The organism is Pseudogemmobacter humi (assembly GCF_900609055.1).
Lineage (GTDB): Bacteria > Pseudomonadota > Alphaproteobacteria > Rhodobacterales > Rhodobacteraceae > Pseudogemmobacter > Pseudogemmobacter humi.
Map to the genome: position 1 here is coordinate 18,738 of NZ_UXAW01000107.1, position 18,128 is coordinate 36,865.

12 protein-coding genes are annotated in these 18,128 nt (G+C 65.0%); 6 read left to right on the plus strand and 6 right to left on the minus strand.

Going from position 1 to position 18,128, the window contains the following annotated elements:
• Nucleotides 1-150 precede the first annotated feature (150 nt).
• Complete coding sequence (locus XINFAN_RS18660) at nucleotides 151-3,171, plus strand: calcium-binding protein (RefSeq protein WP_160144660.1); 3,021 nt, start codon at nucleotides 151-153, stop codon at nucleotides 3,169-3,171.
• Nucleotides 3,172-3,188: 17 nt separating this feature from the next.
• Here the strand turns inward: XINFAN_RS18660 and XINFAN_RS18665 are convergent, their stop codons facing one another.
• Entirely contained in the window at nucleotides 3,189-4,013 is an 825-nt protein-coding gene (locus tag XINFAN_RS18665; protein ID WP_124088376.1) for an ABC transporter permease, read from the minus strand.
• Between the two features lie 467 nt (nucleotides 4,014-4,480).
• Between XINFAN_RS18665 and XINFAN_RS18670 the strand changes: the two genes are divergently transcribed.
• Together XINFAN_RS18670 and XINFAN_RS18675 are read left to right on the plus strand one after the other, a co-directional pair.
• Nucleotides 4,481-5,797: a KpsE/RkpR family capsule polysaccharide export protein gene (locus XINFAN_RS18670; protein ID WP_233352374.1), complete on the plus strand. Its 1,317-nt coding sequence runs from the start codon at nucleotides 4,481-4,483 to the stop codon at nucleotides 5,795-5,797.
• Between the two features lie 12 nt (nucleotides 5,798-5,809).
• A complete protein-coding gene (locus XINFAN_RS18675; protein ID WP_124088377.1) occupies nucleotides 5,810-6,469 on the plus strand; it encodes an ABC transporter ATP-binding protein in 660 nt (219 codons plus the stop codon).
• A gap of 48 nt (nucleotides 6,470-6,517) precedes the next feature.
• Here XINFAN_RS18675 and XINFAN_RS18680 read toward each other — a convergent pair whose 3' ends face one another.
• Nucleotides 6,518-7,189 carry a sulfotransferase family 2 domain-containing protein gene (locus XINFAN_RS18680; protein WP_160144661.1) on the minus strand — a complete coding sequence of 224 codons (672 nt, stop codon included), beginning with the start codon at nucleotides 7,187-7,189 and terminating at the stop codon, nucleotides 6,518-6,520.
• Between the two features lie 131 nt (nucleotides 7,190-7,320).
• Complete coding sequence (locus tag XINFAN_RS18685; RefSeq protein WP_160144662.1) at nucleotides 7,321-8,721, minus strand: class I SAM-dependent methyltransferase; 1,401 nt, start codon at nucleotides 8,719-8,721, stop codon at nucleotides 7,321-7,323.
• 276 nt (nucleotides 8,722-8,997) lie between these two features.
• On the opposite strand from XINFAN_RS18685, the gene XINFAN_RS18690 reads away from it, so the two are divergent.
• The gene (locus XINFAN_RS18690) at nucleotides 8,998-10,389 is read left to right on the plus strand and encodes a rhamnosyltransferase WsaF family glycosyltransferase (protein ID WP_124088380.1); all 1,392 of its coding nucleotides are present in this window, start codon (nucleotides 8,998-9,000) and stop codon (nucleotides 10,387-10,389) included.
• Nucleotides 10,390-10,425: 36 nt separating this feature from the next.
• On the opposite strand, the gene XINFAN_RS18695 is transcribed toward XINFAN_RS18690, so the two are convergent.
• The 3 genes from XINFAN_RS18695 to XINFAN_RS18705 form a co-directional block, all read right to left on the minus strand.
• Nucleotides 10,426-11,952: a class I SAM-dependent methyltransferase gene (locus tag XINFAN_RS18695; protein WP_124088381.1), complete on the minus strand. Its 1,527-nt coding sequence runs from the start codon at nucleotides 11,950-11,952 to the stop codon at nucleotides 10,426-10,428.
• Nucleotides 11,953-12,146: 194 nt separating this feature from the next.
• The gene (locus XINFAN_RS18700; RefSeq protein ID WP_160144663.1) at nucleotides 12,147-15,404 is read right to left on the minus strand and encodes a M10 family metallopeptidase C-terminal domain-containing protein; all 3,258 of its coding nucleotides are present in this window, start codon (nucleotides 15,402-15,404) and stop codon (nucleotides 12,147-12,149) included.
• Between the two features lies 1 nt (nucleotide 15,405).
• The gene (locus XINFAN_RS18705; protein WP_124088383.1) at nucleotides 15,406-15,762 is read right to left on the minus strand and encodes a hypothetical protein; all 357 of its coding nucleotides are present in this window, start codon (nucleotides 15,760-15,762) and stop codon (nucleotides 15,406-15,408) included.
• Between the two features lie 328 nt (nucleotides 15,763-16,090).
• Between XINFAN_RS18705 and galE the strand changes: the two genes are divergently transcribed.
• Nucleotides 16,091-17,074: a UDP-glucose 4-epimerase GalE gene (gene galE, locus XINFAN_RS18710; RefSeq protein ID WP_124088387.1), complete on the plus strand. Its 984-nt coding sequence runs from the start codon at nucleotides 16,091-16,093 to the stop codon at nucleotides 17,072-17,074.
• Nucleotides 17,075-17,207: 133 nt separating this feature from the next.
• A complete protein-coding gene (locus tag XINFAN_RS18715; protein ID WP_124088384.1) occupies nucleotides 17,208-17,948 on the plus strand; it encodes an SDR family oxidoreductase in 741 nt (246 codons plus the stop codon).
• The last annotated feature ends 180 nt before the right edge of the window (nucleotides 17,949-18,128 follow it).

An 18,128-nucleotide genomic window follows, 5' to 3' on the forward strand; every position in this document is an offset into this window, starting at 1 on the left:
CGCACCATCCTTCGCCCAAAGCGCCGCCGGGCGCAATCGGGGGCGTTTGAATCGAACTCGCCCGGAAAGCCCAGGTTCTGCCCGGATCGGGAAACCCTGCGGCAAGCATGATGCGGCAGGCTCGTCCCCGGGGTAAGACGGGGTGATACGATGTTCCGGGCAGAGGTTGTCGAAACCTTTACCGATGCGCCGCTGAATCTGGTTTCCGGCATCGGAGATATGATGCTGGCCACGATCGGCGGGCGCGTGCTGCTTTATACCAGCACGCGCGCGGGCGGCGGGCTGATGGTGCTGGAGGCGGGGCCGACGCTCGCTCTGCTTGCCCAGAGCACGATCCGCACCGGAGGGCAGCTTTCCGCCCCGCCCTCGCTCGATCTCTACGAGATCGGCGGCCGGCAGCATCTGATCTTTTCGGGCGGGGCCGAGACCTCGCTGGTCGCGCTGCGGCTGTCCGCGGACGGGACGCCTGCCGCGACGGTCCGGCCGCCCGGCGGGCCGCAGGGGGTGATCACCGCCCAGGCCCTGATCACCATGGGTGGCCAGCGGCTGCTTTACGCCGCAATGGCCGGTGACGGTGCGGTGCAGGGCTGGCAGGTGGCCGCCGACGGCGTAATGACGCGGCTCGCGGCGCTGCCGCCCGGGACGGGCCAGCAGGGCGTCAACATCAGCGCGATGAGCGCCTTTTCGCTTGGCGCGAGCCAGTATCTCGCCACCGCCTCGCTGACCGCGGACAGGATCGCGCTGTTTCGCATCGGGGCTGACGGCGGGCTGACCGAGACCGCTTCGGTCGGCGCGGCCGAAGGGCTGGGGATCAGCGATCCCTCCGCCCTGCGCGTGGTGACGGCCCATGGCCAGACCTGGGTGCTGGCGGCATCGGCGGGCAGTTCCTCACTGACCTTGCTGTCGGTCTCGCCGGCCGGTGCCCTGAGCGTGGCCGATCATGTGATCGACACGCTCGACACCCGGCTTCAGGGGGTGCGGGCGGTCGAGACCGTCACCATCGGCAACCGCGCCTTCGTCGTCGCCGGGGGCGGCGACGGGGGGCTGCATGTCTTCGAGATCCTGCCCGGCGGGAGGCTGCTTCTGTCAGCCACGGTGCTGCACCAGCCGGGGCTTGCACTCGACAATATCACCTCGCTTCTGATCCAGCCGGTGGCGGACGGGTTCGAGATCTTCGTCGCGGGCGAAGGCGCGGGGATCACCCGGCTGCGGGTGGCCACCGGCACGCTGGCGGCGGCGATCACCGGCGGCGCCGGCGCCGACATCCTGAGCGGCACCGCCGCCCATGACCTGATCCTGGGCGGCGCCGGGAATGACACGCTTTATGGCGGGGCGGGCAACGATATTCTGATGGACGGCCCCGGCCAGGACCGGCTCTGGGGCGGCGCCGGAGCGGATGTCTTCGTCCTGTCCTCGGATGGCGAAACCGATTACATCATGGATTATCAGCCGGGGGTCGATGTGCTGGACCTTACGGCCTGGGGGCGGCTCTATGGCCCCGGCAGCCTGTCGATCACTCCGACTGCGAACGGCGCCGTCATCCGCTATGACACCGAAGAACTGGTGCTGTTTTCCGCCAATGGCCTGCCGATCCCGGTTACGGCCTTCGGTCCCGGCGCCTTCCTCTGGCTCTGGCATGCGGGGCAGGGAATCGAGGCCAGCGGTGTGCGGTTCGGCACCGAGGCGGCGGATCACCTGGTCGGCGCCGGGAGCGACGACATCTTCCGCGCCAGCCCGGGCCGCGATGTGATGATCGGCGGCGACGGTTTCGATCTGGTGGATTATATCGACGCCCCGGCCGCGGTGCGGGTCGATCTGCTCTGGCCGGCGACCAATGCCGGACTTGCGGCGCTGCATCAGCTTATCGGGATCGAGGGGCTCTCGGGCTCGGTCTGGAACGATACGCTCGGCGGAGACCATGGCAGCAACCTTCTGCTGGGCGGCGACGGACATGATGCGCTGGACGGGCGCGGCGGCAATGACAGTCTTTTCGGCGGCGATGGCGACGACACGCTGGTGGGCGGCCCTGGTGCCGATCTGCTGGATGGCGGCGCGGGGTTTGACACCGTAAGCTACTGGAATGCGCTGACCGCGGTGCGCGTCAGCCTGCTGGCCGGCCGTGGTGCGCTTGGCGACGCGGCGGGAGATGTGCTGGTCGCGATCGAGGCTGTTCAGGGCAGCGCCTGGAACGACACGCTGAGCGGCGATGCCGGGGCCAACCGGCTTTGGGGTCTGGATGGCGACGACGTGCTTGAAGGCGAGGCGGGCAACGACACCTTGTTCGGCGGCAATGGCAATGACACGCTGGTGGGCGGCGCGGGGGCCGACGTTCTGTATGGCGGTCCGGGCCGCGATATGGCCAGCTACTGGACGGCGTCCGAGGGGGTGCGGGCCGACCTGATTTACCAGAGCACCGGCACCGGCGATGCCGAAGGCGACACTTACTTCGAGATCGAGGATCTGGGCGGCACGGCTTTCGCCGATATTCTGGCCGGCAACGGGCTGGACAATATGCTGCTCGGCGGGCCAGGCGACGATCTGCTCGTCGGGCGCCATGGCGATGACACTCTTTACGGCGGGGTCGGCAATGATGTGCTTATCGGCGGTCCGGGGGCGGATCTTCTGGACGGTGGCCCCGGAGATCGGGATTTCGCCAGTTATCGCGACGCTCTTTCGGGATTGCGCGCCGATCTGATCTACATCACCAGCAACACCGGCGATGCCGCCGGCGACCGCTATGTCGGGATCGAGGGGCTTGAGGGCTCGATCCATGGCGATACGCTTGCCGGAGACCATGGCGCCAATATCCTCTCGGGCCTCGCCGGAGACGATGTACTGGCCGGGCGCGGCGGCAACGATACGATCTACGGCGGCGCGGGCAACGACACGATTTACGGCGGCGCGGGCCATGACGTGCTGTTCGGCGGCGCTGGGGCCGATGTTTTCGTCTTTGAGGGCGGTTACGACATCATCATGGATTTCACCCCGGGGGTGGACCGGCTGCTGCTGCCGCGCGATCTGGTGCCGGGGCCCGGGGGGGTGCGGCCGGAGCAGATCACGGTCCTGCCGGACGGGATCGGCCTCAGGATCTGGCTCGACGGTGGCGGCCTGATCGACCTGCGCGGGCTGAGCCATCCCGATCAGCTTGTCTCGGGCCTGATCCTCGTCTGAGCGCGCGGATGGCGCGATCAGCCCTCGTAGAGCAATGTCTTGACCTGGCGCGACAGGATCAGCAGCGCCAGCGCCAGCATCGAAAGCGAGAGCAGCAGCACATAGGCGGTCGAGACATAGCTGTCGTTGTAGCTGGGATAGAAGCCCGCCCGCACCATGCCGATGCAATGCAGCACCGGATTGAACCAGAGCCAGGTTTTGAGCGGCTCGGGAATATATTCATACATGAAGAATACGCCCGAGATCAGGAACAGCGGCCGCGAGATCACCGACCACAGCACATGCCAGACATGAAACCGCATGAAGAGCCAGGCGTTCAGCGTTCCGAGCGAGAACGAGAACAGCGCCACCATCGCCAGGCCTTTGGCGATCATTCCGTAGTCGAGCACCGCCCTGGTGTCGAAATTCAGCATCAGGATTGTCATGACGATGAAAAAGACCAGAAGCTCGGTCAGGAAGTTCACGATGAACCGCGCGATCAGCGCATCCACATAGGTGACGGCCGGATAGGCCAGCAGGGGTTTCGAGAAGATGATCGCGGTGCCGACCCGGCTGCAAATCATGTTGAACATGAAAAAGGGCAGCATGCCGGTGGCGTAGAACAGCTCGAAACTGGTGCCGATCGGCGGCCGCGCCATCATGAAGGAACTGGCGGCGGTCAGAATGAAGATCCCTGCGACGGGTTCGAGAATGGCCCAGATATAGCCCCCGGGAGAGCGCCCATAGGTGGTGGCCATCTCGCGCAGCATAAGCGCGCCGATACAGCGCAGCGTGGGAAATCTGCGGCGGGGGCGGGTGGCGCCCGGGGCAGGTTTCTGCGCGGCGGGCAGGGAAACGGTCATGGGCTAACTTCTCCGTTGCGCTCTGCCTCGCCGCAGCGGTCCGGGGGGAGGCTGGCGCCCCGTCCCGCAAGACCGGGCTGGTCCCGGTTCCGGCCGGCCCCCGGAACATCGGGCCGGGACCCCGAACCGGATGGCCGCGGCAGAATACCGGGGCGGAGATTGCGGCGCAAGCCGCCGGCACAAGGCCGGCGGGGCGCAGATCCGGGTGCCGCCGAGTGGCGAAGGCCGGACTGGCGCGAAGCCCGGGAACGCATTATCATCGCGGCAAGATGCGGATGTAACGCAGGCGGGTAATAAGTATGATTGCGAACCCTCCGATGCCGGAAGCCGGCAATATGGCCTCCGGGGCCGCCGCAGGCGCTTCCACTCCGGTGGCTCCGCCCGCGGGCTCTGCGCCTGCCGGGCCAGCCGCTTCCGCTGCGCCGCCTGCCGCCGCCGCCCCTGCGGCGCATGCCCCGGCGCCGCCGGTGCCCACCCCCCAGGCCGAGACCTCGGCGGCGGTGGTGCCGCTGAAGCCCGTGGGGCAGCCGGTTCCGGCCAGTGGCGCCGCTCCCCGCATCGGCAGCCCGGTCGTGGGGCCCGGCCCCAGGCTGGTGCCGCCGGTTGCCCCGGCGCCCGCCGTCCCCGGGCAGCAGATGCCCGATGCGCCGCCGCCGGCCCGCCGCAGCCGGATGCGCCCGCGCCATTACGGGCTCATCGCCTCTTTCCTCGCGCTGGTGGCCGCGCCGGTCGCGGCGGCGGCGATCTATCTCTGGGCCATCGCCGAGGATCAGTATGCCTCTTATCTGGGCTTTTCGGTGCACCGCGAGGATGGCAGCCCGGCGCTGGCGCTTTTCAGCGGGCTGAGCAGCATCTCGGGCAGCGGCAGCTCTTCGGATACCGATATTCTCTATGAATTCATCTTCAGCCAGCAACTGGTCGCCGATGTCGATGCCGAGATCGGCCTGCGCGAAATCTGGTCGAAACCCGGCTTCGATCCGGTGTTCGCCTATTCCGCGCCCGGCACGATCGAGGATCTGAAGGATTACTGGGAGGATATGGTCTCGGTCTATTACGACAGCACCACCCGGCTGATCGAAGTGCGCGCGCTTGCCTTCACGCCGGGGGATGCGCAGAAGATCACCGAGGCGATCTACAAGCGTTCGACCAAAATCATCAACGATCTGAACGACGTGGCGACCGAGGACGCGGTGCGCTTCGCCGCCGAGGATCTGCGCCTGGCCGAAGAGGGCGTGCGCGAGGCGCGCAGTGCCATGACCACGTTCCGCCAACGCCACCAGCTGATCGACCCTTCGACCGAACTTGCGGCCCAGGCCTCGGTCATCGCGGCGTTGCAGGAGCAACTGGTTTCGGCTCAGGTGGAGCTTGAACTTCTGGAGCAGAATACGATCGCGAACGATCCCCGGCTTGAGACGGTGCGCCGGCGGATCAAGGTGATCAGCGAGCGGATCGCCGCCGAACGGCGGAAGTTCGGAATCAGCAGCGGCGATGAGACGCCCGGCGAAAGCGAGGCGCTGGCGTCGATCTTTTCGGATTACGAGCGGCTGCTGGTCGACAGGGAATTCGCCGAGAATGCCTATGTCAGCGCCCGCGCCGCTTACGAGGCGGCGCTGATCGAGGCCCGGCGCCAGAGCCGCTATCTTGCCGCCCATGTGTTGCCGACCCAGGCGGAAAGCGCGCGTTTCCCGGAAAGAGGCAAACTCCTGGGGCTGGCGGTGGTTTTTGTCGGCATGCTCTGGTCGATCGCCACGCTGCTGTTCTATTCGCTGCGCGACCGGCGCTGAAAGGCGAATGGCATGATCCGGCTGGTCAATCTGACCAAGACCTTCCATCTGGAAGGTGTTTCCAAGACGGTTCTGAAAGATTGCAATGTCACTTTCGAGAGTGGCCGGTCTTATGGGCTGCTGGGACGCAATGGCGCCGGGAAATCCACCCTGTTGCGGATGATCGCCGGAACACAGGATCCGACATCGGGCCGGATCGAGATTTCCGGCACGGTTTCGTGGCCGGTTGGCTTCGCCGGCAGCTTCCACCCCGATCTCTCGGGGGCGCAGAATGCGCGATATGTTGCGCGGATCTATGGCGTCGACAGCGACGAACTGGTCGCCTTCGCCGAGGAATTCGCCGATCTCGGCAGCCATTTCCACCTGCCGGTGCGCACCTATTCCTCGGGCATGATTTCACGCCTTGCTTTCGGCCTGTCGATGGGAATCGATTTCGACACTTATCTGGTGGATGAGGTCACCGCGGTGGGGGATGAAGGCTTCCGGCAGAAATCGAACCGGATTTTTCTCTCGCGGATGCGCAGGGCCGGCGCCATCGTGGTCAATCACTCGCCCCAGGTCATTCAGGAACTGTGCGATGTGGCCATGGTGCTGCATGATGGCGAACTCAGGCAGTTCGAGGATGTGGTCGAAGGACTGCGCTACCACCAGCGCATCATTTTCGGCACCTGAACAGCGGGGCTATCCAGGTGTATTTCACGCCACGGCGCCGGACCGGCGTCAGAGGTATTTGCGGGCCTTTTTCGTGAAAAGCTCGGATGCCTTCTTGTAAAGCTCGATATCTTCGGTCAGCCGGTCATAGATCGCCGATTTCGTCTTGTCGTCGATGACGACACTGCGCTGACGCTTGTTGCCCATATTTTCGCGTGGAATCTGAGGCGGTTCGCCGAAATGGGTGCCGATATGAAGATTGCCGATCGTATGCTGCAACAGCATGAGTGACATGCCCATATTCTCGGAGAGCATCAGCAGATCGTAATCTTCGATCGGGCGGCCCTCCAGATGCTGCGCCATCGCGCGGCGCAAAACCCGATGTTCCGCCATATCGACGATCGTGCGTTCGCCCGAGGTCAGGTATTTATGCCACATACTGTCCGTCGGGTCGTTCAGCTCATGCATATATTGGCTGATCAGCCGATCAACGGGATGGCGCAGCATCGCGACGAACTTTGCCTCGGGAAAGACGCTCTGATGCCGGCAGACATTGAAGTGGCCATGGATGCCCTTGTAATATCCGGCGATGAAATCGCGGTTCTTCGCGATCAGCGGGTCGGCCGTGAAATACTCGTTTCCATCATAGCCCGGATAATCCATCAGCAGCCGGTATTTGCAGCATCGGTTGAGAATGGTTCCCAGCGTCGTTCCCGCGGTTTTCGGTATGTGGACCGACACGAAGAAGCTTATATCCGAAGGTACTGATATCGCCATTTCTTATCTGTCTTTTCTGCTGGGGGCCGTTCAAGCCAAATATGGCCCACAGAGCGGATTTGCGGGCCCGTTTCATGAAGAAGCTGGTGTTACTGTCAGCCCTTCGGCCGACAGACCACCATATCCTGATAACCGAATACCGCCGGTATGACCTCCAGCACGTCGACGAATTCGGACCAGACCGCGCGGACCCGCTCTTCGTTGATCAGCGACTGGACGTAGTAATCCTCGCCGCCGATATTGCTGTCGACCGCGCCCTGGTTGCCAAAGACGATCTCGCCGTTCTTGCGCCAGGTGTCGATGTTGTCGTTGCTGACCCAGCGGCTGGTGAAGGCGAGCGAACTGTCTGCCGCGACGGTCAGCAGCAGCAGCCCGTCATTGCGGGTGATACGGCAAAGCTCTTTCAGCCAGAGTTTCATGACATCGACGCGCAGATGGGTCATCACCGAAATGCCGAAAACGATATCGACGGATTTGTCGTCCTGGGCGATATGGCCTGAGATGTCGCTGGGAACCGGGGTGATATGGGGCAGATGCGCCTTCATCCAGTCCAGGTTCTCGTCATCAATGTCGGCGCCGAGCACGGTGGCATTTCGGGCGAAAGACGAAAGATGGCGCGAGACCCGGCCAAAGCCGCAGCCCCAGTCGAGAATACGGAAGGGCGCTTCCAGCGACTTGTGGCGTTCCGCGATGCGCAGGATGCGGCGCGCATCTGAGGCCCCCGAAATCGCGGCCCCTGAGCGGTTCTGAATCCGCTGCACCCGGGCGATGTTGTATTGCGGCGGGAAGTTCATCATCGCGGCCAGCGAAAGCGGCACGCTGATATTCCGCAATTCGTTGTAGCTGTCGGATTCGTTCACCAGATGCAGCCCGAACTCCAGGAAATCGCTTTCCGGCAGGGCACTGTCGGCAAGGTGGATGTCGATGCGGAAACCGAGATAGGGTGAGCCCGGAACATACCAGTAAAAATCGCCCGAGCCCTCGTCGTGGATCGGCCAGACCAGATTTGCCCTGACCCCTTGCGGGGCCACGAAGCGGATCCCCTTCACATCGCCCTTCGGCGGGGTCAGCACGCCGATCACGCGCAGCACGCCGTTGTCGAGTGTCATACCCTGGATGCCGTAGAACGAGCGGTTCGAAAGTGACAGAACCGACGAGGCGAGGACACCCTGATCGTTCGTCGGCTCTTTCAGGTCGCTGAAACGCCCGACCACCTTGTCGCCGATCTTCAGTACCACGTTTTTCGGCATGTTCTCCTTGCCATTCCAGGGGAAGGCCAGGTTGAAGCCGCAATAGGGCGAGGGGTGGTCCTTGCTGTTCTGCCGTTGGGCATCGATGCGCCACATCGTCAGTGCGGATTCGGCAAGCAATTCTTCCTTGCGATCGCCATCGCTGGAATAGGCCCGGATCGTTTCTTCGATGGCAGGTGGCGTCCCTTTCACCAGACCGGAGATTCCGGTCGAAAACGCATGTTCGAAAATCAGATCGTAAGACAAGCAGAGCTCCATTTTCGCCCGAAGGAATGGTCTCCCCGGGCGGTGGCACGGATCGGCGAAGGGGACGGAACAAAACACCGGGTTCCTTGCCGAAACCCCGCTCCGGCAGCCGCATATCTAGCGAAATCCTGCCCCGTGGCCCAGAACTATTTTCGGCCGGGGCGGCGGGCGCACGGGTTGGAAAGCGGTCGGCCAGGCGGTAGATTGCCCGCGCGAAGCCTGGACGCCATGCGGCGCCCCCTGCGGGGCGCCCGGCCGATGTAAGGATGTATCCTTTTGAAATTAAGTCAGAAAATCCGGGCTGGTCTTTCCATCATCCGTCACAGCCCGGGGCTTTCAGGAAAGCTGTCCAGCTTCAGGAACCTCACCTCTGCCGCCTTGCATTCCAAACTCGCGCGCAGGTTCTCGCCTGGCGCCGGAAAAGAGGATCTGACGGCCGATTTCTGGGCGGAGTATTATCTGCTGACGCTGGTCAACCGTCAGATCAATGTGCAGCTGATCGACCGCGACGAGCCCCGCCTTGTGGTAATCATCCCCGAGCTTGATCCGACGGTGATTTTCGGCGGCTATATCGCGTTCTTCCAGTTCCTCGCCCATCTCCAGGCGCGCGGGGTGAAGATCAGCATGCTCGTGATGAAGGTCACAATGACGCCTGCGCAGGCGGTCGAGGCCTTCCGCGGCAACAAGCTGGTCCACGGCGTGCTGGAACAGGCCGAACTGCACAACCTCGGCGTTGCGCGCACGATCAGGATCGGTGCCGGGGATGCGATCCTTTGCTACAACTGGACCAGCGCGATCTTGGCCTCGCGGGTGGCGGCCTTCCTGCCGCGTCCGGCCTGGTCCTATTTCGTGCAGGAGGACGAGCGGATCTTCTATCCAAACGATTCCTACAGCTTCCTGGTCGAAAGCGTATTCCTGCGGGATCCCGGGCCGGATCTGGTGTGCAATTCCGCCGCCCTGCTCGCGCATCTGCGCCACGAGGGGGTGGTCGATCCCGGCTGCAAGGTCGCGGTCTTCGAGCAGGGCATCCCCGAGGCGCCGCTGCCGGAAGCCGGAGAGATCGCGACGCGCTCGCCCCGCCGTTTCATCTTCTACGGCCGGCCCGAGCATCATGCGAAGCGCAATCTGATGACCATCGCGCTGATGGCGATGGACAAGGCGATCCGGGCCGGGGCCTTCGACACCGGCGAGCCCTGGGAATTCTACATGATGGGCTCGTCGCGTATGGGCGAGAGCTTCCGCCTTGGCGAGGTGGTGATCAATTGTCTGCCGAACTCCTCTTACGAGGTCTATCGCCAGCGGCTGGCGGGGTTCGATGTCGGTATGGTGCTGATGTATGCGCCCCATCCCAGCGTGCCGCCTTTCGAGATGGTGCGCTCGGGGGTGGTGACGGTGGTCAACACGACGCCTGCCCGCAGCAGCGAGTGGTATCGCGGGATATCGGCCAATTTCGAGCCGGCGCTGCCCAGTGTCGAGGGCATCGCCGAGGCAATCGCACTGGCGGTGGCGCGCTGCGGCGACGGCGCGGCACGGGTGGCGGCGGCCGACACCTATCACCCGCAGACCTGGGACCAGAGTTTCAGCACCATGACCGGCAGTTTCGGCCATCCCCTGCTGGAGCGGGTCTGGGCGCGGCCCGGAACGGAGGCAAAGCTGCGTGAGGTCTGAGACGGCGGCTCCGGCCCGGCGGCGCGCGGCGGGGGTTCACCTGAAGAACGGATGTTTCAGGATCTTGCGCAGTTCCTCGATAAGATAGTTCAGCGCCTGCTCATGGGCATCGACCTTGGCGCCGATCCCGATGATCGCATCGTCCTGGGCATCGTTCTTCAGGCGGACCGTATTGCGGACATGCGGCTCGAACCCGGGATAAAGCGCGGGGATCCCGTTTTCCAGCGCCGCGGGCAGGCCGGGGGCGATTGCCTCCAGCATCTCCGGCGCCCGCGGCCCCAGCAAATCCCGGGCGAGCGAAGCCGAGGTTTCGGCGGCCAGGGCGGCGAGCCGCGCCTCTGCCGCCGCCAGATCGGCCCTGAGCGCGGCGACCGCTTCGTCCAGCCTTTGCGCCGTGGTTTTCTCAAGCGCGCCGAGGCCCTGTTCGCTGATGCCGACACGGTTGCCGATATCCGCCACATCGTCGCGCAGCGCCGTGAGCCTGCTTTCCAGCGCCTCCACTTTCTCGCCGGTGCGGGCGGTCTGCGCCTCGCCGGCGGCGCTCCGGGCGCGAAGATCGTTGCCGAAAGCGTCGAATTCATGTCGTGGGGCGAAGAGCGCGGCCAGTCCGGCCAGCGGATTTTCCGCGGTTCCCGCCTCGTTCTGCGGTGAATCTTCGGGCTTCGTCAGGGCTGCCACATGATCGCGGAGCCTCAGGTCGCAGGCGTTTCCGGCCTCGGCGATGATTGCGGCCGGATCGGGCTGCATCTCGCGTTCGGCCGCGCGCAACTGGCGCAGGAACTCCAGTTCTTCGCCGCGCGCGAAAACATGGTCTTCGGCGACCGTAAGGCCCGCGCGTTCCATAAGCATGTATTCGTATTGCGATTGCCGCAGGATACGGGTTCCAAGCGCCTCAAGCGCGGCGGTCGTCATCAGCTTCTGCCTGTCGCCGGCGGCGCAGAGGCGGTGGATATCGTGACCGACCGCCTCGCCGAGGCAGAGCACCCCCAGGCCGTTCGAAAAACCGAGGTTGATGGTCCGCCCTTCCGGGCTGGCCTCGACGATATCGGCCCAGAGCCGCCAGACCCCGAAATGCTCCTGCCGCACCAGGGTGTCGTGGAAAAGGATGATGCCGTCGGGCGCCATTTTCGGCAGCCAGGTCTCGTAATCCTCGCGCACCGAGCCGTAATCGTGGGCGCCGTCAATATGCAGAAGGTCGATCGAGCCATCCTCGAATTCGGCCAGCGCATCCGAGAACAACATCCGCAGATGCCGCGCCCTGGGATCGGCGCGGCGGCTGAATTCGGTCATGAACTGGCTGTAGACACCATCGCCGTAAGGGCCGGTATGGCGGTCGCCCTCCCAGCTGTCCACGGCCCAGATCTCGCGCACCGGCTCCAGCCCCTGCGAGCTTTGCAGCATGGTGAAGAAGCTGTCTCCGCGATAGCTGCCCAGTTCGACCGTGCGCCCCGGCTGCACCGTGCGCATCAGCCAGGCGGCGAAAGGTTCAAGAGCCTGCCAGGCGACCTGGGTTGAACGATACTGCGGGAAGAAATCGAGGACGCATTTGTCGAATAGAAGCATGAAGGCTCCGCAGCGCGTTTCAGACAGGTCCGGTGCGGATCATTGTTAGCCCCTGCGGCAGCGAGAAGGAAGAGCGGCAGGGGAAATGGCCGGCCGCGAGGCGGGAAATTCCCGCGCCGCTGCGCTGCCGGGTCAGACGAAAACGGCGGCCCGGCAGGGCCGCCGCAAGGGCGTGGTTCGGGATTTCCGGCGGCTCACGCCAGGACGATATCGTTCGCCAGCAGCGAGGCATCAAGGATGCCGCGGATTTCAAGGATGTTCCCCGGCGCCAGATTCAGCCGGACACCGACGCCCGCGACCAGGGTGGCGGTCGCCAGGATATCCGCGACGGTGCGCGCGCCGCCGCCCCAGGACGAGGCGTAGATTTGCAGCTGGTCGATGTTGTCCTGGAAGTCCATCACCACGTCGTAACCGGCATGGAAGACGAAGGTGTCACTCCCGGCGCCTCCGTAAAGCACGTCATTGCCGGCCCCTCCGATCAGCGTGTCGTTGCCATTCCCGCCGGCGAGCGTGTCGTTGCCGCCGCGACCGTCCATGATGTCGTTCCCGTCCATCCCTGAAAACGTATTCGCAAGGTGGTCGCCGGAAAGGATGTCGTTGAAATTGGAGCCCTGGAGGTTCTCGATCGAGAAATAGGTGTCGCCCGTTGCCTCGCCGGTATTGACATAGGAATAAAGCAGGTCGGCCCGCACCCCTGTCGTGGAGCCGAGATAGCTGGCGGCATCAATGCCGTTGCCGCCGTCGAGCATATCCGCGCCCAGGCCGCCGTAAAGGTGATCGTTGCCCTCGCCACCGTAGAGACTGTCATTGCCAGTCTCCCCATAAAGGGTGTCATTGCCGGCAAGCCCGTGCAGCACGTCGTGGCCGGCAAGCCCTGCGAGAAAATTGTCGCCGCCATTGCCGACCAGGGTGTCGTTGAACCCCGAGCCCTGGAGGCCTTCGATGCTGACGAACTGATCGCCGGCCGCCTCGCCGGTATTCGAGGCGGGGTTGCTCAGATCGACCCGCAGCCCGCTGGCCGAGGCCCAGTAGCTGGCGACATCCGTGCCGTCGCCGCCGTTCAGCACATCGGCCCCGACACCGCCGATGAGAATGTCATTGCCGGCCCCGCCGTAAAGCGTGTCATTGCCCGCACCGCCGTCGATATTGTCGTTCCCGGCGCCGCCGTCGATGATATTGGCCAGACCGTTGCCGCCGAGCGTATCGTTATAGGCCGAGCCGATGAGGCCCTCGATCGAGATGTAGCTGTCGCCCGCCGCCTCGCCGGTATTGCTGCCGGGGGCCGAGAGCACGGCGCGCAGACCGCTGCCCGCGGTATGATAGCTTACGAAATCCTGCCCGTCGCCGCCGTCCATGTAGTCGCCGCCGGCGCCACCGACCAGGGTGTCGTTGCCGGCGCCGCCGAACATCCAGTCATTGCCGCCGCGGCCGTAGAGGACATCGTTGCCGTTCTCGCCCATCAGCGAATTGACCAGATCGTCGCCGCTGAGCGTATCGCCATAGGCGCTGCCGCGCAGCACTTCGATGCTGACATATGTATCGCCGGCCGCCTCGCCGGTATTGTAGCCCGGCGCCAGAAGATCGGCCCAGACCCCGGCGGTCGCCATGGCATAGCTTGCCTCATCGGTGCCGGTGCCGCCATCCAGCAGGTTGGAGCCGGAACCGCCGAACAGGGTGTCGTTGCCGGCACCGCCATAGAGTCTGTCGTTCCCGGCTCCGCCGTAGATATGATCGTTGCCGCCGCGGCCGTCGATCGCGTCATGCCCGTCCCAGCCGAACAGGACGTTGTTGGCGTTGTCGCCGCCGAGCGTGTCGTTGTAGGCCGAGCCGTAAAGCGACTCGATGCTGATATAGATGTCGCCGGCCGCATCTCCGGTATTGGTGCTGCCATAGATCATGTCGGCCCGCACGCCGCTGGTCGAGGTCGAGTAATAGGCGGTGTCCAGTCCCTCACCGCCGTCCAGCCGGTCGGCGCCGCTGCCGCCGAACAGGAAGTCGTTGCCGCCGCCGCCGTAGAGCGAATCATTGCCGCTGTTGCCATGCAGCTCGTTCGAGACGCCGTTGCCGGTGATGGAGTCGTTCCCGCTGCCGCCGATCGCGTTCTCGATCACCACGCCGCGCGCGATGACCACATTGCCGATGATTCCGCCCACGTTCGAGCGGACCAGCGGATTCAGGTCGATCACCTGGTTCGCCGAGAACACCGAGAAGTCCAGCGTGTCGTTCCCGGCCGTGTCATAGACCATGAAGGCAAAGTTTTCGTAGTCGTAGATCAGCGGATCGGCGGTTACGAGCCCGCCCCACATATTCAGCATCAGCTGGAAATAGGTGCCGCTCAGATTGCCGCCGGGGCCCCAGACGGTATTGCCGGTTTCGTAGCCCACCGAGCCCGCGCCGTAGAGATTCTGGATCGCGATCAGATCCGCCGGCATGATCGTGGCGAGATAGGCGTAGTCCGACGGATCGAAAGTGTTATCCAACTGGTCGAAATAGGACATGATCGACGCCGACCAGCTGTCGTTGTCGTAGACATTGTCCGTCCCCCAGACGGCGTTGCCGTTGTAGGGGCCGGCATGGCCCAGGCCGAGCGCATGCCCCAGTTCGTGGATGTAGGTCTGCAGCATGTAGCCGTTCAGGGTCAGGTCGTCCCAGCTGTCATGGATGTTGATGAAGGACTGCAGGATCGAATTGCCGCTGAGATCTGACCAGGCATAGGCACCGGACTGATCCATATCGTTGAACGTCAGGTCCGCCGCGACCTGCACCGACAGTTCGTAGCCGCCGGTGCGCGTTCCGTAATCAGAAGCGACAATGTAATATGTGCCGGTGGTCGTCGCGGTGAACGTGACATATTCACCGGACGCAGGGTTGGTGGGATGGTCCGAAGTCTGAAGCACGCTGCCCGAGCTGTTCAACAGGCTCAGGACGGGATCGAAGGTCGAGCCGGGCGCCCGCGTCAGCCCGATCATATAGGTCTGACCCGCGACCAGGGTGACGCGATAGTAATCGGCATCATACGCAGTCGCAATGGAACCGGTCACGATGGAGTTGGTCGTTATGGTGCTTGCCGTCGCGGTGGAGCCACCTGTGTCCGTACCTTCAGTGAAGGACGAGGGAAGGACGCCGGTGTCGACGAAATTGATTCCGGTGGCCGCTGCCCAGATTTCCAGAGCATGTTCCGCGATGGCGGCCGCCAGGGGCGAGAGGCGCGTCGTGTCATAGGTGATGGTCCGGCTGGGGCCGATGTCGAACGCCCGCCAGCTGCCGCCGTTGAAACCCCAGTAGCCATCGGTCAGATAACCGGCGATCTGGTCCCAGGTATAGGGCGCGTAGTTGACGCCCGGCGGGGTGCCGCCCGACCCGCCGCCGGCACCCGTGCCGGTAGCGTCCGTATGCTGATCCCAGGATGACAGAGGGTCGGCTTCGGGGTTTGCTGCGCAGAGCAGGCACATCTCATTGTCCTCCCTTGGTGGGGTCATGGTCCGGCATTGGCGTCGCCGTCAGGGCGCGATGGTAGAGCGATATCTGCATCGAGGGCGTGACGTTGCGGTCCATCGCCGATACCGCCTGAACCTCGCCCTCGTGCCGTCGGCCTGCGGCATCGGTCCAGATCAGACGGATGCCGGTTCCGGTTCGGCTCGCCTGGGTGATCTGCACCTCAAGCGCCGGCCCCCCGGTCGTGCGGGTGGCCGGAGTAAAGTCGTATCCCGGATAGCTCTGCCGCAACACGCGCAGAAAACCGTCACAGATCTCTGCGCTGGCATCGCTGCCTGTTCCCCCCGGAACGGAACAGATCACTTCAAAGGGCAAGGCGTCACTCCTTGCAGGGGTCATGAGCCCCTGACCCGACAAAAGCAGGGCGGCTGACAGGGCCCTCGCGACAACGCGGCCGGGTTTTGCGAAAAGCAACAATGGAAACACCCTGTCGTAACGGCAGACCCGGTTCAGGAGCCGGTTTAATTCATTATCAACTCTGTCCTATCCGCCCTTTCTGATCAAGGAGGGAAATCCTGCCCGCGCAAGCTGAACCGCGTGGCTGGCCCCGCCGTCGACAAGCCCGGGCCGGAAGGATATGCAGACGCAGAAAGTGCCGGGCGCGCGGCATGACGGAACGGCACCACGGAAGGGCGGCATCACTATGGCGAAGGTTCTCGTCACCGGGGGCGCGGGCTACATCGGCTCGCATGCCTGCAAGGCGCTGGCGCGGGCGGGGTTCACCCCGGTCGCCTTCGACAATCTCTCCACCGGCTGGGCCGAGGCGGTGAAATACGGGCCGCTGGTGGTGGGCGATCTGATGGACCGCGCCGCCGTCGCGGCCGCCATTGCGGAGCACCAGCCGGTGGCGGTGATGCATTTCGCGGCGCTGTCGCTGGTGGGCGAGTCGATGAAGGATCCCGGGCTTTACTGGCGGGTCAATGTGGGGGGCGCGCTCAACCTGATCGGGGCGGCGGCAGAGGCGGGGATCCGTTACTTCGTGTTCTCCTCGACCTGCGCGACCTATGGCGATCAGGACGGGGTGATGCTGACCGAGGACACGCCGCAATATCCGATCAACGCCTATGGCGGCTCGAAACGCGCGATCGAGGATATCCTGCGCGATTTCGGCGCGGCCTGCGGGCTGGAACATGTGATCTTCCGCTATTTCAACGTGGCGGGCGCCGATCCTGAGGGGGAGCTGGGCGAGCAGCACCGGCCCGAGACCCATCTGATCCCGCTGATGCTGGATGCGGTGGCGGGGCGGCGCCCGGCGCTGACGGTGTTCGGCGACGACTATCCCACGCCGGACGGCACCTGCGTGCGCGATTACGTCCATGTCAGCGATCTGGTGGCGGCGCATGTGCTGGGGCTGCGCTGGCTGATGGACGGCAAGGGCAGCCGGGTGTTCAACCTCGGCTCGGGGCGCGGTTTCTCGGTGCGCGAGGTGATCGGGGAAAGCCGGGCGGTGACCAACCGCGAGGTGCCGGTGGTGCAGGGCGCGCGCCGGCCGGGCGATGCGGCGGCGCTGGTCTCTGCCTCGACCAGGGCCATCGAGGAACTGGGCTGGCAGCCGCGGCATTCCGCTCTGCGCGAGATGATCGCCCATGCCTGGGCCTGGGCGCAGAAGCCGGAATACCGGCGCTGAACACCGCTCTTCCCTCCCTTCGGGCGGTCATCGCTGCACAGCGATGAGGCCCGTAAGGGCCGAAGAGCGGCCCGGCTGGCATCCGCCCGCGCAGCCCGCTAGTCTGGCGCGAAACCGGGCAGAGGGGCAGGACATGGCGGGCAGACTGGCGGGCAAGACGGTGCTGGTGACGGCGGCGGGGCAGGGGATCGGCCGCGCCGCGGTCCTTGCCATGGCGGCCGAGGGGGCCGAGGTCATCGCCACCGACATCAACGACCGCGCGCTGGCGGAACTGGCCGCCGGGGGCATCGCCACCCGCCATCTGAACGTGCGCGACGCAGCCGCCATCCTGGCGCTGGCGGCGGAGTTCCCCGCCACGAACGTGCTGTTCAACTGCGCGGGCCTGCCGGGCGGGGGCACGATCCTCGATTGCTCCGACGAGGACTGGTCCTTCGGCCTCGATGTCAATCTCGGCTCGATGTTTCGCATGTGCCGCGCCTTCCTGCCGGGAATGATCGCGCTCGGCGGCGGCTCGGTGATCAACATGGCCTCGGTCGCGGGGCCGGTCACCGGCGCGCAGGCGCAGTTCGGCTTTTGCGCCACCAAGGCCGGGGTGGTGGGGCTGACCCGCTCGGTCGCGGCAGATTTCGCGGGGCGGGGCATCCGCTGCAACGCGGTCTGCCCGGGGATCGTCGCCAGCCCCTCGCATGAGGCGCGGCTGAAGGCCGGGGGCGATTTCGCCTCTGCGCTGGCCGCGCAGGAGGCGGCGCAGCCGATGGGCCGCGCGGCCCGGCCCGAAGAGGTGGCGCAACTGGTGGTCTGGCTCGCCTCGGACGAGAGCAGCTACACCACCGGCACCACGCAGATCATCGACGGCGGCTGGAGCAATCTCTGAACCGCATGCGCGCCCCCCCCCGGGATCCGGGGGCGGTCAGGAGGGGCCTGCCGCATCGCGCGCGCCGGGAAACGCCCCGGCCCTCTTTGCGGCAGAGCGGCTGGCCCGGCCTCAGAGCTCGATCTCGCCGTTCACGCCGGGCGACGGGCCGGGGGCGCCTTCGCCGGGGCGCTCATGCGG